At 63.3% G+C, this 19422-nt stretch carries 21 protein-coding genes; 8 read left to right on the top strand and 13 right to left on the bottom strand.

The window, feature by feature from the left end; all coding sequences use genetic code 11:
- Positions 1-5 precede the first annotated feature (5 nt).
- On the bottom strand, positions 6-1022 hold the full coding sequence (locus QX034_RS09145; RefSeq protein WP_315768772.1) for a TRAP transporter substrate-binding protein: 1017 nt from the start codon (positions 1020-1022) through the stop codon (positions 6-8).
- Positions 1023-1336: 314 nt separating this feature from the next.
- On the opposite strand from QX034_RS09145, the gene QX034_RS09150 reads away from it, so the two are divergent.
- A complete protein-coding gene (locus QX034_RS09150; protein ID WP_315702877.1) occupies positions 1337-1756 on the top strand; it encodes a PaaI family thioesterase in 420 nt (139 codons plus the stop codon).
- Positions 1757-1761: 5 nt separating this feature from the next.
- On the opposite strand, the gene QX034_RS09155 is transcribed toward QX034_RS09150, so the two are convergent.
- The gene (locus QX034_RS09155; protein ID WP_315702876.1) at positions 1762-2646 is read right to left on the bottom strand and encodes a LysR family transcriptional regulator; all 885 of its coding nucleotides are present in this window, start codon (positions 2644-2646) and stop codon (positions 1762-1764) included.
- Positions 2647-2769: 123 nt separating this feature from the next.
- Between QX034_RS09155 and QX034_RS09160 the strand changes: the two genes are divergently transcribed.
- Complete coding sequence (locus QX034_RS09160; protein WP_315702875.1) at positions 2770-3399, top strand: pyridoxamine 5'-phosphate oxidase family protein; 630 nt, start codon at positions 2770-2772, stop codon at positions 3397-3399.
- Here the strand turns inward: QX034_RS09160 and QX034_RS09165 are convergent, their stop codons facing one another.
- Positions 3400-4128, bottom strand: coding sequence for a glutathione S-transferase family protein (locus QX034_RS09165; RefSeq protein WP_315702874.1), 729 nt, complete (start codon positions 4126-4128; stop codon positions 3400-3402).
- Positions 4129-4338: 210 nt separating this feature from the next.
- Between QX034_RS09165 and QX034_RS09170 the strand changes: the two genes are divergently transcribed.
- Positions 4339-5037 (top strand): YafY family protein, encoded by a 699-nt coding sequence (locus QX034_RS09170; protein ID WP_315702873.1) that lies wholly within the window; start codon positions 4339-4341, stop codon positions 5035-5037.
- Positions 5030-5341 (top strand): YkgJ family cysteine cluster protein, encoded by a 312-nt coding sequence (locus QX034_RS09175; RefSeq protein ID WP_315702872.1) that lies wholly within the window; start codon positions 5030-5032, stop codon positions 5339-5341. The genes QX034_RS09170 and QX034_RS09175 overlap by 8 nt, the downstream gene beginning before the upstream one ends.
- Before the next feature lie 78 nt (positions 5342-5419).
- Here the strand turns inward: QX034_RS09175 and QX034_RS09180 are convergent, their stop codons facing one another.
- From QX034_RS09180 to QX034_RS09195, 4 genes are all read right to left on the bottom strand, one after another.
- Positions 5420-5812: a hypothetical protein gene (locus QX034_RS09180; RefSeq protein ID WP_315702871.1), complete on the bottom strand. Its 393-nt coding sequence runs from the start codon at positions 5810-5812 to the stop codon at positions 5420-5422.
- 128 nt (positions 5813-5940) lie between these two features.
- Positions 5941-6291 carry a DUF3307 domain-containing protein gene (locus tag QX034_RS09185; protein ID WP_315703189.1) on the bottom strand — a complete coding sequence of 117 codons (351 nt, stop codon included), beginning with the start codon at positions 6289-6291 and terminating at the stop codon, positions 5941-5943.
- 366 nt (positions 6292-6657) lie between these two features.
- Entirely contained in the window at positions 6658-7542 is an 885-nt protein-coding gene (locus tag QX034_RS09190) for a DUF6537 domain-containing protein (protein WP_315702870.1), read from the bottom strand.
- 19 nt (positions 7543-7561) lie between these two features.
- Positions 7562-8230, bottom strand: a complete 669-nt coding sequence (locus QX034_RS09195; RefSeq protein WP_315702869.1) for a cyclic nucleotide-binding domain-containing protein — start codon at positions 8228-8230, stop codon at positions 7562-7564.
- Positions 8231-8507: 277 nt separating this feature from the next.
- Between QX034_RS09195 and QX034_RS09200 the strand changes: the two genes are divergently transcribed.
- From QX034_RS09200 to QX034_RS09215, 4 genes are all read left to right on the top strand, one after another.
- Positions 8508-9623: a cyclic nucleotide-gated ion channel gene (locus QX034_RS09200; RefSeq protein WP_315702868.1), complete on the top strand. Its 1116-nt coding sequence runs from the start codon at positions 8508-8510 to the stop codon at positions 9621-9623.
- On the top strand, positions 9620-10420 hold the full coding sequence (locus QX034_RS09205; RefSeq protein WP_315702867.1) for an enoyl-CoA hydratase/isomerase family protein: 801 nt from the start codon (positions 9620-9622) through the stop codon (positions 10418-10420). The genes QX034_RS09200 and QX034_RS09205 overlap by 4 nt, the downstream gene beginning before the upstream one ends.
- Positions 10421-10599: 179 nt before the next feature.
- The gene (locus tag QX034_RS09210; RefSeq protein ID WP_315702866.1) at positions 10600-11334 is read left to right on the top strand and encodes a LuxR family transcriptional regulator; all 735 of its coding nucleotides are present in this window, start codon (positions 10600-10602) and stop codon (positions 11332-11334) included.
- Positions 11335-11435: 101 nt separating this feature from the next.
- Positions 11436-12119: an acyl-homoserine-lactone synthase gene (locus QX034_RS09215; RefSeq protein WP_315702865.1), complete on the top strand. Its 684-nt coding sequence runs from the start codon at positions 11436-11438 to the stop codon at positions 12117-12119.
- On the opposite strand, the gene QX034_RS09220 is transcribed toward QX034_RS09215, so the two are convergent.
- The 6 genes from QX034_RS09220 to QX034_RS09245 form a co-directional block, all read right to left on the bottom strand.
- Positions 12055-12294 (bottom strand): hypothetical protein, encoded by a 240-nt coding sequence (locus tag QX034_RS09220; protein ID WP_315702864.1) that lies wholly within the window; start codon positions 12292-12294, stop codon positions 12055-12057. The two genes, QX034_RS09215 and QX034_RS09220, sit on opposite strands and share 65 nt — an antisense overlap.
- A gap of 379 nt (positions 12295-12673) precedes the next feature.
- Positions 12674-13321 carry a nitroreductase gene (locus QX034_RS09225; protein WP_315703188.1) on the bottom strand — a complete coding sequence of 216 codons (648 nt, stop codon included), beginning with the start codon at positions 13319-13321 and terminating at the stop codon, positions 12674-12676.
- 167 nt (positions 13322-13488) lie between these two features.
- Positions 13489-14736, bottom strand: coding sequence for an acyl-CoA dehydrogenase (locus QX034_RS09230; RefSeq protein WP_315702863.1), 1248 nt, complete (start codon positions 14734-14736; stop codon positions 13489-13491).
- Between the two features lie 120 nt (positions 14737-14856).
- The gene (locus QX034_RS09235; RefSeq protein WP_315702862.1) at positions 14857-16101 is read right to left on the bottom strand and encodes an acyl-CoA dehydrogenase; all 1245 of its coding nucleotides are present in this window, start codon (positions 16099-16101) and stop codon (positions 14857-14859) included.
- Positions 16102-16224: 123 nt separating this feature from the next.
- Positions 16225-17352 (bottom strand): acyl-CoA dehydrogenase family protein, encoded by a 1128-nt coding sequence (locus QX034_RS09240; RefSeq protein ID WP_315745313.1) that lies wholly within the window; start codon positions 17350-17352, stop codon positions 16225-16227.
- Positions 17353-17483: 131 nt separating this feature from the next.
- Positions 17484-19358: an AMP-binding protein gene (locus QX034_RS09245; protein ID WP_315702860.1), complete on the bottom strand. Its 1875-nt coding sequence runs from the start codon at positions 19356-19358 to the stop codon at positions 17484-17486.
- Positions 19359-19422 lie beyond the last annotated feature (64 nt).

Below are 19422 nucleotides of genomic sequence, written 5' to 3' on the forward strand. Positions count from 1 at the left end.
GTGCTCTACTGCGCCAGCGCGTTGTACTTGGCGAGCGAGGCCTTCAGCTCGGCCATGGCGGCATCGGCATCGACGCCGGTCTTCTTGACGCCGTCGGCCCAGGTCTTGAACAGCGGCTCGGAGGCCTTCTTCCACAGCGCGGTCTGCTCGGGCGTCAGCTTGTAGACCTCCTGGCCGGACTCGGCCTTGATCTTGTCGACGCCGGCGTCCTCGAACTGTCCCCAGTGCTCGCCGACCTTGCCGGCCATCTCGGTGGTGCAGTTGTCGTCGATCGCCTTCTTCTGGCGGTCCGACATCTGGTTGTATTTGTCCTTGTTCATGACAAACACGAAGGTCGTGACGTACATCGGCGCGTCGATGTGATACTTGGTGACCTTGTCGACGCCGAACAGCACCAGCGAGCCTGCGGGGAAGAAGACGCCATCGGCGACGCCTCGCTCGATGATGTCGCGCACCTCGGGCGCCGAGGACTGCACATTGGTCCCGCCGAGCTGAGTGACGAAATTCGCGATCGTCGCGTCCGCCGGGCGGATCTTCATGCCCTTGATGTCCTCGGGCACCAAGACCTTCTTGGTCCTTGTGTGCAGCGACGACGGGGTATGGACGAAGGCGAGACAGTATTTGACGTCCTTCATCTCCTTCTCGGCATATTTGCGGTACCACGCATCCAGCCCTTCGGAGCCGCCCTTGGCGTCCGAGACCAGGAACGGCAGTTCGCCGGCGCCGACGATCGGGAAACGGCCAGGCTGATAGCCGGGATTGACGTAAGTGACGTCGGCGATGCCGTCGCGCGCCATGTCATAATGGTCGAAGGCCTTGCCGAGCTGCTGGGCCGGAAACACCTTGGACTTGATGGTGCCGCCGGAGGCCTTTTCGACCGCCGCAGCCCAGTCTTCCAGCGATTTCTGCAGCGGATGGGAGGCCGGAACCCAGTGCGAAATCTTCAGATCGAACGTCTTTTCCTGCCCGAACGCGGGCGTCACGGCGGCAGCAAGCCACAACGCCAAAAGCGCCTTCCTCATCGAGATCGTCTCCTCATGCCGGGCCTTCGAGGGCCCTTTGGTTCATTGTTATATGATATAAACATCAATGCAAGCGCCGCGGCATCGCGCGCGACTGCCCGGCGAGGCCAAGCTATAGCATCGCCAGATGCAGGGAATGCGAAGAAAGTTGCAGGCGCAACCGCGCGCTCTGAACGCACCGTTGGCGGCGGACAACCCAAAGTATCAAGCGGAAGACGGCGTGACGCAAAAGCCGTTTAAAACTTTGTAGGCGGTGCAAACCGCGCACAGCTGGCGTTCAATGCGGGCAACCGACAGAGCCGGGGAAGACGCATATGAGTTTCGAGGCGATCCCGCCGGGATTCGAACCGCATTTCCGCAAGAGCCCGTTCACCGATCCTTGGGAGCCGCTCTACGCGCGCAAGACGGAGAAGGCCGTCATCCTGGGACTCAGGCTTGCCACACCGCACACCAACGCGCGCGGCCTGATTCATGGCGGGCTGATCGCGTCGCTCGCCGATAATGCGATGGGCTATAGCTGCGCCCAGGCGCTCGGATGGGAGGTGTCGCTGGTGACGATCAATCTTGCGGTCGACTATGTCGGCAGCGCGCAGACCGGGCAATGGCTGGCGGTGGAGAGCGACGTGATCAAGACCGGCCAGACCATCTGCTTCGCGCAGAGCCTGATCAAGGCGGATGAGACCATAATCGCGCGTGCGAACGGCAGCTTCCGCGTGGTGCCGAAGAGGGTGTGAGAGGTTCAGCCGAAGCGCCAGTCGCAGGTTTCGGTGACGAGATCGATGAAGGCGCGCACTTTCGCCGACAACAGCCGCGAGGTCGGATAGACGATGTGGATCGGCAGCTTGGGCTGTTCGAACTTCGCCAGCACGATTCGAAGCCGGCCGCGCCGGATCGCATCTGCCGCCTGATAGGCCAGCACGCGCGTCAACCCACCGCCGGCTTCCGCATATTGGACCGCCACGTCGGCATTGTTGGTGACGAAGCGCGGCACGGTCGGCACGCGCAACTGGTGACCATCTTTCACGAAGCGCCAATCCGACGCAGGCCCGAACTGGATCGTCTGGTGTTCAGCCAGCGCCTCCGGCGACCGCGGCTCGCCGCGCGCTTTCAGATAGGCGGGCGAGCCGACGACGATCCGGCGCATCTCTCCCACGTGGCGGGCGACCAGCGAGGAATCCGGCAGCTGGCCGATGCGGACCGCAAGGTCGACGCCGTCCTCGACCAGGTTGACGACGCGATCCTCCAGCCGCAACTCACCCGCGACCTCGCGATAGCGCTTGAGATAAGCGCTCATCACCGGGCCGACGTGAAGCCGGCCGAAACCGACCGGGGCTGACACCACCAGCCGCCCGCTCGGCTTCTGGCGCTCGCCTTCGGCCGCAAGCTCCGCCTCTTCGATATCGGCAAGAATGCGCCGGGCGCGTTCCAGGTAGCGGCGGCCGGCATCGGTCAGCGCCACCGAGCGCGTGGTCCGCTGCATCAGCCGCGCGCCGAGATGCTTTTCGAGCGCTGCCACCAGCCGTGTCACCGCCGACGGCGAAAGCCGGAGTTTTCGCGCCGCCGGCGCAAAGCCCTGAAGCTCGGCCACGGTGACGAAGGCCTGCATGGCGTCGATCCGGTCCATGCGGATTATTGCATATCCGGCAACGATGAAGTGTCAAGCGGATGGATTGTTTCAGAGGACTGCGCCGACCATTTTCCGAAGGGAGGCGGGCCGGACGACCGGTCCGGTCAAGGAGCAACTCCAATGACGGATACCCTGATCTATCCGAGTGACGTGGCCTTCTCACCGGCGGTGAAGGCGATCCAGACGCGAAAGGGCTCGCGCGAGACCTATGCGCATGTCGAGCAGGGCCGCGGCTGGCGCACCGCGATCGATCCCGATCTGGCCGCGTTCCTCGCCGAAACCACGAGCTTCTATCTTTCGACCGCCTCGGCGGACGGCCAGCCCTCTATTCAGCATCGCGGCGGGCCGAAGGGCTTCCTCAAGGTGCTCGATGCGCGCACGCTCGGCTTTGCCGACTACAGCGGCAACCGGCAATACATCACGCAGGGCAACCTGTCGGAAAACCCCAAGGCGCACATCTTCATCATGGACTACGCGCACCGAAGGCGCGTGAAGATCTGGGGCGAGGCGCGCGCGATCGAGGACGATCCGGCGCTGGTCCGCAGCCTCATGCCACAGGGCTACAAGGCGCGGTCGGAACAGGCGATCCTGTTCACGATATCGGCATGGGACACCAATTGCCCGCAGCACATTCCACAAAAATTCGACGCGGCCGATGTCGCGGCAGCACTGGCCGCTCGCGACGCCCGTATCGCAGAGCTCGAGGCCGAGCTGACCCGATTGAAGGGCCAGCCGGCGACGACGTTTTGATCAGGCCGCTTCCGCCGCCGTGCGCCACGCAAACTCCGGATAGTACTGCGCCATCATCCGCTCGACATAGGCTGCGAGGTTGGCGAAGCCTTCGGTGCGCCGGCGCAGCTCCGATTCGAAGTACGGCGTCAGCAGGCCGGCCAGCATTGCAAATGCGGTTGCATCGGTGCCGCACGGCCTGTCGCCCAGCAGATAGGGCTTGTCGCCGAGTTGAACCGACAGCGCACGCACCGAGCGCGCGGCGAGCTCGACATCATCGCCGGGCGCATGGCGGCCGAGCCCCGAGATCAGGTAGTTCTCGGCAACCCGGAATTGCGCGTCCTCGCGCAGCCGCTCGCGCCTGTCGTCGGGCGCGCCGTCGAAGAAATGCGACGGCCCCTTGGCGAAGTTCACCGGATCGACCCAGCGCGCGCCGACCAGCCCGAAATAGATATGGTGCTCGAGCATGCGCTCGAACGCCCAGGCCTGCGCACGGGCCGCCGTATCGTAGCCGTCATCGAAGTCGATCGCGTATTTGCGCTCGAGATGGGCGCGGATGAAGGTCGAATCCGCGATCAGTTCGCCGTCGTCCTCGATGAACGGCAACTGTCCCTTCGGCGAGGACGGCGGCATCGCCCGCTGCTTGCGATAGGCGAGGCCCGCCATCTTCAACTGCACCTCCGTCTTGGTGACGAAGGGGCTGATCTCCGGCAGGCTGAAGCCTGCGCCCAAGCCAAACAGCGTGATCATCGAAGCGCTCCCGATTTCTTCAACAGCCGCCGAACGCTATCGAGACCCTGCTGCCACCATGGTGTCAGCAGCGGCTGTAGCGCCGTCCAAAGTCCCAGGCCATAAGCCATCATCATCGATATCACCCCTTCAATTGCAGCATGAGCTCGGTATAAAACCCAGCTGCTGCCAACATGCTGTCAGCATCAGGGAGCCTGCGCAGGACGAGCCATGAGACGCGCCGACCGGCTGTTTCAGATCATTCAAGTGCTGCGACGATCGCGAAACCCGCTGACCGCGGACGCGATCGCGGCCGAACTGGAGACATCGAAACGCACCATCTATCGCGACATCGCAACCCTGATCGGCCAGCGTGTGCCGATCCGCGGCGAAGCGGGGATGGGCTATATTCTTGAGAAGGGTTTCGACCTGCCGCCCTTGATGCTGACGCCGGACGAGATCGAGGCGGCCGTGCTCGGTGCACAATGGGTGATCGGACATGCCGACCCGGTGCTGGCGCGCGCCGCCGAGGACCTGATGGCCAAGATCGCGGACACCGTGCCGGAGCGGCTGCGGCCGTTCGTGCTGGAACCCGCAAGCCGCGCGCGGCCACCCTGGGCCCGCGAGCCCGACCGCATCGACATGGCGCGCACGCGCACCCAGATTCACGAGGGCAAGAAGATCGCGCTGCGCTATTGTGACGAGCAGGGCCGCCACAGCGAGCGCACGATCTGGCCGATCGCGATCGGCTATCACGAGGCGGTGCGCATTCTCGCCGCCTGGTGCGAGTTGCGGCGCGACTTCCGCAGCTTCCGGACCGACCGGGTGGTCGAGGCGGATTATCTCGACCAGAGATACCCTGAAAGACGCGAGGCGTTGCGCGCGAAATGGCGGCGCAGCCTGGTCTGGGAGGCACCAAAGGATGTCTGACCTGCAAGCTTCCACGGCGAGCCCGTGCCAGGCCTGCGGCGCCTGCTGCGCCTATTCGGAGAACTGGCCGCGCTTCACGATCGAGGAGGATGCTGCGCTGGATCTGATTCCGGCGGCGTTCGTCAACGCGCGGCTGTCGGGCATGCGCTGTGACGGCAATCGCTGCGCGGCGCTGCAGGGGACGATCGGCGAAGCCACCGCCTGCGGCATCTATGCGTTGCGGCCGGAGGTGTGCCGCACCTGCATGCCCGGCGATCCCGAATGCAACATGGCGCGCCGAAAATACGGCCTGTCGAAGCTCTGATCACGCACCGGCTCGCCCAGCCGGAACCGTTCACCGAGGTCTTGCGCAGGAAGGGCTCACGTGACGTGGGCTGGCCGATCAGCCTGCGGCCGGCGCCAGATCATCGTCGAGATCGTCATCCAGGGGAGCGAGGACCGAGAGAGGCTTGGTCGAGAGCGAGATCGGCTTGCGACCGCCCGAGGCGGCGCCCGCGCGCAAACCCTTGCTGTCGCGCGATTGGGCGTAGAGCACGCCGCCGACCCTTCCGCCACATTGCAGCAGGTCGCGCTCGCTGCAGCTTGCGGCGATCGCGAGGGCCAGCGAATGCAGATGGCTTCGCCGGTAGCAGAACAGCGCCAGCATCGCCCTTACGTCACCTGACACGCTGTCGACCAGTGCCGGCAGGCCGTTCTCATTGGCGCGATACATCTCGCCCAGCAGTTCCTCGCCGACCGGGCAGGACTCGTCAAACGCGTCGCGGTTTGGAAACATCGGTCGATCCCCTCATGCGCAGATTGCATGGGAATCGCTAACGAAGGATTAACCACGATGGCCAGTAGTTGTACGGAGACCATTGACACAGCGTCGATCGCTGCGCGGCGACCCGTTTATGAGCCGGATCAGCCGTTCGCAGCCATGAAAATCGACAGTCCGAACCCGGTCAGGTGATGCAACGCCTGATCGACCCCGATCAGGGTCCAAAACCAGGGATGCTCCAGCGTCATACCGAAATGGGACGAACAGATGCCCTTGGCGCGATCGATGGTGATGTGGATGACGAAGTCGACGAAGGCGACGAACCAGAATCTTGGCGCAACGATCAGGATGAGAGCCAGTGCGACGGCAAGGTGGATCAGGCAGTGCACCAGGAGCGGCAGAGCCCAGCCCTTTCTCTGATCCTTGCCGTGGGCCATCCAGGCGTTCTGCAGGACGAAATCGCCGATGATGTGCTTGAAGGTGAGCAGCAGCATCCAGCCGAGCAGCGCACCGAGCGGAACCGACGACGACAAAGAGGGAAAAGACAAAGCTGACGCTCTCGCTACGACTCACCTTGGACGCACCGGGAACGGGAGGCGTTCAGCGGCATCGGTTCGAAGGCCGGCCAGTTCGACGCGTGTGCTGCATTTATGACATCTCTGATGCAAATTTGCACGAAAAAGGGAACTCAGCAGCCGACCTCGCTGCACCGGCCCGTCCATAGGGTAAATTTGTGCATCGCACGGTCAGAAGACGGTCCGCGTGCTCGCTCTCTAGAAAATTGGTCTCGCCATCTGGAGGATTGCGAAATTGGATACTGCCGGAATACGCCAGCCCCGGACTGCGACCTCGTCGCAGCTTCATTCGGCGGCCTTAGCGCCGGGATGGTCTGCGAGAGTCCGCGCCCGGATCTGGGCGATGGTGCGCTTGAGCGAGGCCTGACGGGGATCGGGCATCGCCGCCGCCCGCGCTTCCGCGATCGCCTCGGCGAGATCGGCAAGCGGCAACCCGCCATCGAAGGTCGGCTTGGCCAGCCCTCCGACGATTGCGTGCCAATCGGCGAGGCCCTGCCAGTAGGCGTCGCCCTGCCCCTGGATCATGGTCGCAGTTTCAACGACCGCGGCGGCCGAGGCTGGCTGCTTATCCAAGCAGCGGGCAATCATGTGGAGCCAGCGCTCGACCCAAATCCGCTCCTCGGCGTATCGCACCGACTGCAGTCGCCACCGCTTGAGCCCGGCGAAAAGCTTCAACCGGCCGACTGCCCGTTTGGAGGCGGTCGAAAAGCGGACCGATACGCGCCTCCGGCGCAACCAGCCGATCTTCTCGAACGTGCTCATCAGCGAATCCGCGGCGAACTTCGGCAGCACGCCGACCAATTCGTCGAGTCGAAACCGCCGCACCTCTGCGGCGGCGTGAGCTCGGGCCGCATGGCCCGTTTCCATTGCCGTCAGCTTGAGCTGCGCGATCCGGATCAAATCCTCATAGGCCATCCGCAGCGCGAGCAGGCGCGCGATCTCGCACAGCAGAGCCGCATCGACATGCGGCCGACCGATGAAGCGCTTGACGCGATCGACATAGAGCTGGGCATAGCTCGGCCCCTGATAGTCGATCAGCAGATGAACGCCTTCCGCGACGATGGCCGCCGCAGCCTCGGGCAGATTCTCGGGCAGGAATGGTACGGGCGCATCGTCATCGCCGAGAACATCGGCAAGCAGGTAACGCAGTGAGGAGAGAATGCTCGTCACAGCCGCACCAGCCTCCCGATCAGGCCGACTTCACGGTCACAGCGGCCGCGGCGGTCTGCTGGGCCAAGCGTCGCTCCAGGGTTTCGATGTTCTGGAACAATCGCGCGCTCGCGAGCCGCAGGAAATAGAAGGCGAAGGCGGGGTTCTGCACGTAGAGCTGCTCGACCTGGTCATAGCTGACCGAGAGGATCAAGCCGTCCTCGTCGCATTCCAGCGTCTGTGTCCGCGTGTTGGAGGGCGAGATCATGCCGAACTCGCCGACGATGGCGCCAACCGGCAGCACGATGCCGGATTCGACCAGGCGAAAGCGGCCACTGACGATGTAATACATGCTGTCCGCCTTCTCGTCCTTGTAGAACAACACTTCGCCGGCGGTGCATTTCCGCTCGGTCATGAACGGCTTGAGCCATTCCATCGACAGATCGCTGTTGACCGACCGCTTCACGTCACGAACCAGCTGCAGCATCTGATGCAGGCGGTAGCTGTTCAACGGCAGCAGCACGCCGTGAAGCGCCAAGACCGCATAGTTGTGGGTCGGAATAGCGGTCGCGATCAAAACGACATTGGTCAGGATCGCAAAGACCCGTAGCGGGATCATCGTCCGCATCGAGAGCGTCGCAACCACGAAGATCGACGCAAACAGGCTGCCGGCGGCGCCTGCGTGCTGTACGAGGTGTGAGGTATCCATTCGGATCAACCAGACTTTCTGGATCCACGGCGGAGGCGGAGCCGTACCAGCGTTTCCGCCCCCATCTCAATATGTCAGCCAGGACTCGTGATATACGGCGAAAAAGCGACGTTTTAACCGGCTTCCGGCGGTTTGCGGTGAAATTCCGCTCCGCAGGGCGCCCGATAGCGGACATAGGGCGCGTCGTTGACGCGGCTTACCCTGACAGGCACCTTGGCCTGCCATTATCCGTAAACACCCCAGGCGGGATTTTCATCGCGACAGGCCCCCATTTTCGATGTCCAAACCGTTGCATTTTCCCGCTTTGGCGGCGTTCATGGCCGCCACGGCCGGTCGTCAGGCGACGAGGGCGAGCTATGCGGCGGTCGTCATCGGCGTTGCCGCCATGGTCCTGCTCACGGTGGATGCGGTATATGACGCCGCGCCGCGTTCCATCTGCGGCGTGCTCTGGGCTTGCCTCGCCTTCTTTGTCTTCGAATGGGGGGTGAGAGTTCACGCGGCGCTGCAGTCCCGCTACGCGCTCGCCTATCTCTGCTCCGAGCCTGGCGTGCTTGACAGCGCCTCGGCCTTGGCCGTGCCGGTCACGCTCCTGTTCGGCGTCGACCAGCGGTCCGCCTGGGTCTTGGCCATGGTTTGGATGATGAAGATCATCCCAGCTATTCCGGGATTGCAGCAGCTGAGCAGGGTGCTGGTAGTGGAAGCGAGACCCCTGCTGAGCGTCCTCGCCCTGTTCCTCCTGGTCCTGTTTCTGGGCTCCGTCGCCGAATACATGCTGGAGCACGAGGCACAGCCGGCCACCTTCGGCAGCGTGCCGCAAAGCTTGTGGTGGGCGGTGGCCACCCTCACCACCACGGGCTATGGCGACGTCGTACCGGTCACGCCGCTCGGACGGGTGATCGCAGCCATGGTGATGATCTCGGGTCTCGGCGTGTTCGGACTATGGACCGGTATTCTCGCCACCGGCTTTGCCGCCGAGACCAAGCGGGACAACTTCCTCAAGACCTGGGAATCCGTCGGCAAGGTTCCGTTCTTTGCGACGCTCGGCCCCTCCGCGATCGCTGACGTGACTCACATGTTACGCACGATCGACCTGCCGGCGCGGACCATGGTGATCCGCAAGGGTCAACCGGGCGACTGCATGTACTTCATCGCCACCGGCGAGGTGGAAGTCGACCTGCCCGGTAAAAAGGTACGGCTCGGTGAAGGCGCCTTTTTCGGCGAGATGGCGTTGCTCGGCAACAATCTGCGGTCGGCCAACATCTCGACGACCAAGCTGTCCAAGCTCCTGGTGCTCGACCTCGTCGATTTCCGGCTGCTGATGGCCCGCCATCCCGATCTTGTTCAGAGCATCGACGCCGAGGCCAAACGGCGCGCATTGGAGAATACGACATGACGAATGCACAGGCCGACCAGGCCGCCGCAGAGACGAGCACCCCGCCGCTGCTGTCCATCGAGGGCGCCCGCGCGACCATCCGCCTCAACCGGCCGCGGCACCTGAACCGGCTGCAACGCGAGGACCTCGAGGCGCTGCTTGCGCTATTCGATCGCATCGAAGCCGACGCGGCCATCAGGGTGCTGGTGCTGACCGGCACCGGCCGTGCGTTCAGCGCGGGCTATGACCTCGGCTCGATCGCCCAGCGTGCCGAGAGCACCGAGCAGGACAACCCCGGCGCCAATTTCGAGGTCGTGGTCAACCGGCTCGAAGACCTGGCGCTTCCCACCATCTGCCGACTCAATGGCGGCGTCTATGGCGGCTCGACCGATCTCGCCCTCGCCTGCGATTTCCGGATCGGGATCGATACGGCTGAAATGTTCATGCCGGCCGCGCGGCTCGGGCTGCACTACTATCCGAGCGGGATCAGGCGTTACGTCTCGCGGCTGGGAGCCGACAATGCGAAGCGTTTGTTCCTCACGGCGGAGAAGATCGATGCCCAGGAGATGCTGCGCATCGGCTATCTCACGACCATGGTGCCGGCCGAGACGCTCGATGCTGCAGTCGACCGGCTCGCCAGCCAGCTTGCCGGCAATGCACCGGTCGCGATGGCCGGCATGAAGCGCGCGATCAACGAATTCGCCCGTGGCTGCCTTGACCAGGAGGCCGCCGCACAGCGGCACCGCGATAGCATGTCTGGCGCGGAGATCCGGGAAGGGATCAAGGCCTTTGCAGAGAAACGCCCGCCGAGATTTTGAACAGGCATACAAGTTGAGCAGTATACAAAGACGAGCAGATTGGGCGGTCGGCGGCGCGCATTTTAGTTAGATACGCCGCATCCCGCACCGGTTGCTAACAGCATGTGTAGCTTAGCTGTAGTTTATCATTGACAGCCATCCGTCGGCGGCTAGCTTGACCGTGGGCGGAGATCTGCAGCATGGACGGGACTGATGCATATTGGGGACGCCGCGCGCTCGACTTTGTCGACGCCCTCGAGAAGTCGACGACGAGCGCAAGCGTCATCTCCCAGTTCGAAAGACTCATCGGCGAGATCGGGTTCTATGCCTACATCATCGCCGGCATACCGACCTCGAGCCAATCGCTCGATCAACTGACGCTGGCCAATGGTTGGCCGGAGGGATGGTTCGAGTTCTACACGCGCCAAAACCTCCATATCGCCGATCCGATCCCGCGCCACTGTCTGGCGACCCTGAACCCCTTCCTGTGGTCGGAAGCGCCGTATGATTGCGAGCGAGATCGTTCGGCACATGAGGTGATGATGCGGGCGCGGGACTTCGGCCTTCACCAGGGCTTCTGCATCCCGATTCATTACGACGATGCCGTCGGGGCGATCAGCCTGGCCGGCGAGCAACCGCATCTCGACGCCGAGAGCAAGAGTGCGGTGCATCTGATTAGCATCTTCACTTACGGCCGCTTGCGCGCGTTGGCGCGTCCATCGGTCGCCAAACCGGGCCGGCGACTGTCCGAGATCGAGGCCGAGGTCCTCCGCTGGGCGGCCCGAGGCAAGACTGCTTGGGAGACGGCACGAATACTCGGCCTCTCCGAACGCAACGTGCGCTGGCATCTCGAAGAGGCGCAGCGCAAGCTGATGACCAACAACAAGACCGCGACCGTCGCGACGGCGCTCGTTAACGGAGAGATCATCCTCTAATTGTGTCAATGAAGAGGTGATGTGCTGGCGTTTCTACCAGTAGAAGATCTCGATCACTTGGGCATGCTCAAGCTTGATAAACTATTCAAGCGGGAGCTGCGATGCCTGAGATCCACGTCGTTCGAAAGGATAACAGACACCTCTACGAGTCCTACTTCGACCCGTACTTCCGGCTGCGCCATGACATCTACGTCAAGCAGCGCAAATGGATGGCGTTGGACCGGCCGGATGGGCGAGAAATAGACCAGTTCGACACCGAGGATTCGGTCTACTTGTTCTGCCTCGATCAGGGACAACTGATCGGCGCGATGCGAGCGGTACCGACTTTGCTGCCGACCTTGATGAGCGAGATATTCCCGTATCTCAACATTCGCGGGCCCATCCACCGCCCCGACATCTACGAACTGTCGCGCATCTTCGTCATTCCGGAGCGGCGCGGCGAACATGCTGGACCACGGATCGACATGCTGCTGCTCACCGCGATCATGGAATACGGCATTTCGATCGGCCTGAGCGGTTTCTCCATCGTGCTGGAGAGCTGGTGGCTGCCGCGCTTCGAGCGCTGCGGCTGGAAGGCTCGCCCGCTGGGGCTACCGCGCATGATCGACGGGATGTCGGTGCTGGCGGTGCTTGTCGATTGCGATGAAGCAACTTGGAAATCGCTGTGCCAGCAGATCGGCCTCAACCGGCCGACGCTGACGTGGCAAGGTCTCGATGACCTCAGTCGTCAGGCTCTGCCGGATATTTTTCTTCCTCTTCCACCAGCCATTCAGCCATCGCGATGAGTTGCTTGCGATGCCGCTTCAGACGCAGCTTGTGGAACGATTTCAGGAGACGATGGCCGAGCACCGTCGTCTCGTCCAGTTCCAGAGCTGCGCGCTCAGGCGACATCTGCGTGGGATCCATCGCTGACTTTTTGAGGGTTTGAGCCGTGACCGAAGCTTCACTCGAGAAGATCATTGAGCGTCTGCAATTTTGCATCGTCGACGCCCGAGCCATGCAACTCAAGATGTTGGAACGGGTTTTGTCAATATCGCTGCTGGAGGCTCACGAACTCAAGGAGAGCTTGGGCAAGCACCGCAATGGAAGCCTTTGCCACTAACGGGCGAATTTGAACTTCCGATCAATTTTTCCGCGCACGCGTCATCGGAACTTCAAATTCAAGTCCCTCATGAGACGCCCTCATTAAAGGCAATGACTTGCAGGGAGTCGCAGGTGCAATGATCTGCCGGCGCGCTTCGGTTCCGAAATTCGCCGGCACGCCCCATGGGCCGACGCCGGATTGAGGGCGCGCCTGGCGCAATGCGGTAAACGAGGCCGTTGATCGTCGAAGACGTCGTTAGTCATCTAAGAAGCGAACAGCCTCGGAGATGGCGGCGCGGCTGGTGCGGTATGAATTCGCCTTGTGGTCGCGGTCGGGATAACCGAACGAAATGCCGCAAACCACTTTGCGGTCTTCGTCCAGGCCGAAATGCTCCCGGACCACGTCGGAATGAAAGGCGAGCGCCGCCTGCGGGACAGTCGCCACGCCGAGCGCCTGTGCCGCCAGCATGAAGCTCGTGACATAGCCGCCGCAGTCGACCGCACCATAGACCCCCAGCGCCTCGTCGGTGTGGATGATCGCAACATGCGGCGCGCCGAAGAAATTGTAGTTCTCCAGCGCCTGCTTCGCATAGCCGGCCTTGTCGCCGCGCGCGATGCCGACCGCATTATAGAGCTGAAAACCGCTCTCTCGCCGCCGCTCCAGATAGACCCCCCTGTATTCGCGCGGAAACTCGAAATCTCCGACTGTAGGCCTGCCGCTCGAGGCCGCAGCGTACATGGCCTGCCGGAACTTGTCGGTCGCCTTGCCCGAGGTGATTTCGACGCGCCAGGGCTGGCTGTTGCACCAGGAGGCGGTGGTTTGCGCGGCCGACAAAATGCGTTCGATGGTCGCGCGCGGCACCGCATCGCGCCGAAAGCTGCGGCACGAGAAGCGCGCACGCATCAAGGATTCGAGCGTGGTGATGGCGTCTTGTTCGGGTTTGGCGGCGATCGTCATGCAGAACCTTTCCTGACCGATGGCACGGCTGCTCGAAACTCAATATTATTCCGAGGCCGCGGCGTCGCCATGAAAATAGCGGCGCCATTTTGCACCGAACACCGGCACCGAATCTAGCGTCGCCCCTTCGTCGGCACCTTGTTGAACGGGACGTCCTTGTCGACCCGGATATCGCCCGGCAGTCCGAGCACGCGCTCGGCGATGATGTTGCGCAGGATCTCATCGGTGCCGCCCGCGATCCGCATCGATGGCGACGTGAGCAGCATCTGCTGGAACTGCCCATGCGTCGTCGCTTCGTCGGTGCCTGTGAGAACGCCGGCTGCGCCTTCGAGGTCCATTGCGTAGGCCGCGATGTCCTGCAGCATGGTGCCGGCCACCAGTTTGCCGATCGAATTCTCCGGCCCAGGCCGTTCGCCCTTCGAAAGCGCCGACATGGTGCGGTAGCTGGTGTATTTCAGTCCACTCGCCTTCACCGCCCATGAGGCAAGCTTGCTGCGCACTGCGCGGTCGTCGATCGCAAGTCCGGTCTCGGTCATCAGGTTGGCGCAGAACGCGAACATCTCCGGGAAGCCCGTCGCGAGCCGGGCGCCGATAGACATTCGCTCGTTCATCAACGTCGTGAGCGACACGTTCCAGCCGTCGCCGATGGCGCCAAGCCGCTGACTGTCCGGGATCACCACATCCGTGAAATAGACCTCATTGAATTCCTGCATGGCATTGGCCTGCCTGATCGGACGGACTTCGACGCCTTTGCTCTTCATGTCGAGGAAGAACATCGTCAGCCCCTTGTGCTTGGGCACGTTGGGATCGGTGCGCGTGATCAGGAGGCCGTAATCGGAATAATGCGCGCCGGAGGTCCAGATCTTCTGGCCGTTGATCACCCATTCGTCTCCGCGCCGCTCCGCACGGGTGCGAAGGCCCGCGACGTCGGAGCCGGCAGCGGGCTCGGAAAACAGCTGGCACCAGATCTCCTCGCCCGAGGCGAGCTTCGGCAGATAGCGGCGTTTATCGGCCTCGCTGCCATAGGCCATCACGGTCGGGCCGCACATCCCCTCGCCGATCTGGAACGGCTGCGTCAGCTTGCCGTAGACACCTTCTTCCTGCTGCCAGATCACACGCTCGATCGGCGAAGCGCCGCGGCCGCCATACTCCTTCGGCCAGTGCAGACAGGCCCAGCCCCCCTCGAACTTCTTCTTCTGCCAGTGCTTGCCGACCTCGACGATATCGGCGTGCTTGAGGCGGATGCGCCCAAGCGACGAACTGGCAAGCTCCGCCTCGAGCTCCTTCGGCGCGTTGGCCGCGATCCAGCTCCGCGCCTCGGCGCGGAACGCGGCTTCTTCTGGGGTGTCATCGAAGTTCATCATCCCATCCTTCCCGGCACCGTCATTCCGGGGCGCGTCGCAGACGCGAACCCGGAATCTCGATATAATAAGCTCTAGATTCCGGGTTCGGTCGCTGTGCGACCGCCCCGGAATGACCCGTTAGTTCCGTCCCTTGGTCGGGACCTGATTGAACGGCAGATCCTTGTCGACCCTGATGTCGCCGGGCAGACCGAGCACGCGCTCGGCGATGATGTTGCGCATGATCTCATCGGTGCCGCCCTCGACGCGGGTGCCCGGCGCACGCAAGAGCATCGCCTGGAATTTGCCGGCGAGCTCGGCTTCGGGTCCGCTCAGCACGCCCGCCGCCCCCTGCAGATCGAGCGCGAAGGTCGCAATGTCCTGAACCATGGAGGCGGCGACCAGCTTGCCGATCGAATTCTCCGGGCCTGGCCGCTCGCCCTTCGAGAGCGCCGAGATCGCGCGGAAGCTGGTGTATTTCAGGCCGCTCGCTTTGACGGCCCAAGTCGCGAGCTTGGATCGCACGTTGCGATCCTCGATCGCCAGCTGATCATCGAGCCTCAGATTGGAGCAGAACTCGAACAGTTCCGGAAAGCCGGTGGCAACGCCGGCGCCGATCGACATACGCTCGTTCATCAAAGTGGTCAGCGCGACGTTCCAGCCGTCATCGACCGCACCGAGCCGCTGCGAATCCGGGATCACCACGTCGGTGAAATAGACCTCGTTGAAATCCGAGTGCCCGCTTGCCTGCTTGATCGGGCGCACCTCCACGCCCTTGCTCTTCATGTCCAGGAAGAACATCGTCAGTCCCTTATGCTTCGGGACCGTGGGATCGGTACGGGTGAGCAGGATGCCGTAGTCGGAATAATGTGCGCCCGAGGTCCAGATCTTCTGGCCGTTGATGACCCACTCGTCGCCGCGCTTCTCCGCGCGCGTGCGCAGGCCCGCGACATCGGAGCCGCCGGCGGGCTCGGAAAACAGCTGGCACCAGATCTTCTCGCCCGACGCCAGCGGCGGCAGATAGTGTCGCTTATGGTCTTCGGAGGCGTAGGCCATCATGGTCGGACCGCACATGCCGTGACCGATGATGAACATCGCGGAGAGCTTGCCGAAGGGGCCCTCCTCCTGCTGCCAGATCACGCGCTCGATCGGCGAGGCGCCGCGGCCGCCATATTCCTTCGGCCAGTGCAGACACGCCCAGCCGGCATCGGCTTTCTTCTTCTGCCAGGCCTTGGCGACCTCGAGGATATCGGCATTCGTGAGCGCGGTACGGCCGAGCGAAGACGCGCGCAGCTCGGCTTCGTATTGCTTCGGCGCGTTGGCGGCGATCCAGGCGCGCGCTTCAGCGCGGAAGGCAGCCTCTTGCGGCGTATCGTCGAAGTTCATTTCGTTCCCCTTTCCGTCATTCCGGACGACACGCGAAGCACGTCGATCCGGAATCCAGAAGTTGTTCATCTCGGGATTCCGGGTTCGTCCGCGACGCGGACGCCCCGGAATGACAGCCATGGTTCAAGCGGCATTGCGCTTGCGCATGCGCTCGATCAACTGATCTTCCCAGTAGCTCAGGCTGCCGAGGCCCAAGGCCAGCGCATTGGCGCGGCGATAATACATGTGACAGTCGAACTCCCAGGTGAAGCCCATGCCGCCATGAACCTGGATGTTGTTCTTGGCGCAGTGCTGGAACGCCTGCGTCGCGCTGATGCGCGCCGAGGCTGCCGCTTCAGGCAATTCAGGCGCATTGGTCGAGAGCGCCCAGGCGCCGTAATAGCAGTTGGAGCGCGCAAGCGTGGCCGATACATACATGTCCGCCAGCATGTGCTTGACCGCCTGAAACGAGCCGATCGGCCGGCCGAAGGCGATGCGGTCGAGCGCATAGTCGCGGCCCATCTCCAGCGCACGGTCGGCTCCGCCGACCTGCTCGAAGGCAATCAGGACCGCAGCGCGGTCGAGCAGTTGCGTAACGAGGCTCCAGCCTTCGCCGGGCGTACCGAGCGGCTCGGCCTTGCAGCCGCTGAAGGTCAGCTCGGCCTGGCCGCGTGTCGGGTCGAGATTGGTAAGCGACTTGGCTTCGATGCCGCCGGCCTTCACGTCGACCAAAAACAGCGAAACATCGCTGTCGCGGCCGGTGGACGCGGTGCGCGCGGCGACAACGACAAAATCCGCGATCGCGCCATCGGCGACCGGCTTCTTGCTGCCGTTCAGCACACCATCCGATGCTTCCAGCTTGATCGCCTTCGACGACGGATTGCCGGCGCCTTCGAACAAAGCGAGCGTGCCGATCGCCTCGCCGGAGGCGATCTTGGGTAGCCATTTTCGCTTCTGCGCCTCGCTCCCCGCGAGCATCAGGGCCTCGGCCGCCAGATACACGGTCGAGGAGAACGGCACCGGCGCCAAGGCACGGCCCATCTCCTCGGCGATCACGCAGAGCTCGAGATGGCCCGCGCCGGCACCGCCGAATTCTTCGGGAATGGCGACACCGAGAAAGCCCATCTCGGCCAGCCCCTTCCATAGCTCACGATCGTAAGACTCTTTGCCATCGAGCACGACCCGCACCGCCTTGGGCGGGCACTTCTCGGCGAGGAATTTGCGGGCCTGATCGCGGAGCTGCTTCTGGTCGTCGGAGAAATCGAAATTCATCGCCCACCTTTTTTGGCTGTCATTCCGGGGCGCGCGTCAGCGTGAACCCGGAACTCGATATGAATAGGCTCTGGATTCCGGGTTCGAGGCTTCGCCTCGCCCCGGAATGACATCGTATTGCGAGACGTCGTTCACTGCAGCACGATCACGTCGTCGGCGGGAGGATCGGCATAGAGCTTATCGACCAGCGCCGCGCGGCGCTCGAGGCCCGCGCGCTGGTTGATGTAGCCCTTGTCGGTCAGCTCGTGCCCGTCGATCGAGGGCGGCTCCACCATCAGCATCGCGCGGGCGATGCGCCGGCTGGTCGCGCCCTCGCACTCTTCGTTGTGAGCTTCGAGCCCGCGCTTGAGGCAGGCGATCACCGCAGGGTGTCTGACGACATCGTCAAAGCCGGCATTGGGATCGCCGACCAATTGCCGGCACGCGTGCAGATTCGGCCAGGCCAGCAGGCCGACATGGTCACGGTCCTGTCCCGTGACGAGAGCGTCCTGGATCACGGGCGTGGCGGCCGCGATCGCATCGGTGCGAAGCGAGCCGACATGCACGAAGGTGCCGGTCGTCAGCTTGAAATCCTCGACGACGCGCCCCGCGAAGATGATTCCCTGGACCGGATCGTCGGGATCGACGAACACCCCGGCATCACCGATGCAATAGAAGCCTTCCTCATCGAAGGCCTTCGCGGTGAGCTCCGGCTGACCAAAATAGCCCGGCATCACGTTGGCCCCGCGCAGCCGCAGCTCGTATTTGGCGCCCGTCGGCACCATCTTCAATTCGACGCCGGGGAACGGCAGTCCGATCAGGCCGACGCGTTCGGTGTTCCAATAGGTGCCGGTGGAGGTCGGCCCGGTCTCGGTCGAGCCCCAGCCGGTGTAGAACACGATACGCTCGCCGGTCGTCTTCACCGCAAGCGCCTGCATCCGGTCATAGAGATCGTCCGGCAGGCGCGCGCCGCCATAGGCCATGATGCCGAGATCCCTGAAGAAGCTGCGGCACAAGGCGTCGTCCCGCTCCATCGCCGCAGCGAGTGCGGCATAGCCTGCCGGCACGTTGGCGTAGTAAGTCGGGGACACCTCGCGCAGGTTCCGGATCGTCTCCTCGAACTGGCCGGGCAGCGGCCGGCCGTCGTCGATATAGAGCGTGCCGCCTTCGATCAGCAGCGGATTGAACAGCGCGTTGCCGCCCATGGTGTGATTCCATGGCATCCAATCCAGCACGGTCGAGATCGGCGCATCAGATCCGCGCGGCCGCACCTGCATCATCATCGCGGCATTGGCGCACATCATCCGCTGGGTGTTGATGACGGCCTTGGGCATGCCGGTCGAGCCCGAGGTGAACAGCAGCTTGCCGATCGTGTCCGGCGTGATCCTCGCAATCGAGGCTTCGACCTCCGCGGTGGCGGGCGTGGCGGCCAGCTCGGCAAAGCCGATGCTCTCGATGCCGTCGCACGGACGCGCGACATGGATCACGGTAACGCCATCGAGCTCGAGTGCCTTCAGCGCTTTCTCGAAGGTTGGCCCATCCTGCACCATCACCGCGGCCGGCTTGATCAGGTCGAACAAATATCTGAGCTTGAGGTGATCATGGCTCATCAGCGAATAGGCCGGCGACACCGGCGCGGCCGGCAGTCGTGCCTGCATGGCGGCCTGCGTCAGCAGTGCGTGCCCGATCGAATTGCCCGAGAGGATCGCAATCGGCCGCCCCTCTTCGAGGCCAAGGTCGAGCAGGCCTTGCGTCAGGCTGTCGACCATGCGCTTGGCTTCACCATAGGAGATCTTGCGCCATTGCCGCTCCGGTCCCGTGCGCTGTGCCAGCCAGGTGCGCTCGGGTGCCAGCTTCGCCCATTTGGCGAGGGATGCCGGAATGTGCGGCTCGTAATCCTGCAGCGGGATCCGCGACTTCATGACGATGGCGCCATCGGGGCGCCGTTCCACCGCGATATCGCGCTTCAGCCAATCCACTTTGCGAAAGGCCGGTTTATCCAGCACAGCCGCAGCGTTTCCGTCCATCTTGCGTCTCCCGAATGCAATCGTCCTTTGCGGATCTGATGTTCGTTCGTCGGTGTTAGACGAG

The organism is Bradyrhizobium sp. SZCCHNR3119, from assembly GCF_032487775.1.
Lineage (GTDB): Bacteria > Pseudomonadota > Alphaproteobacteria > Rhizobiales > Xanthobacteraceae > Bradyrhizobium.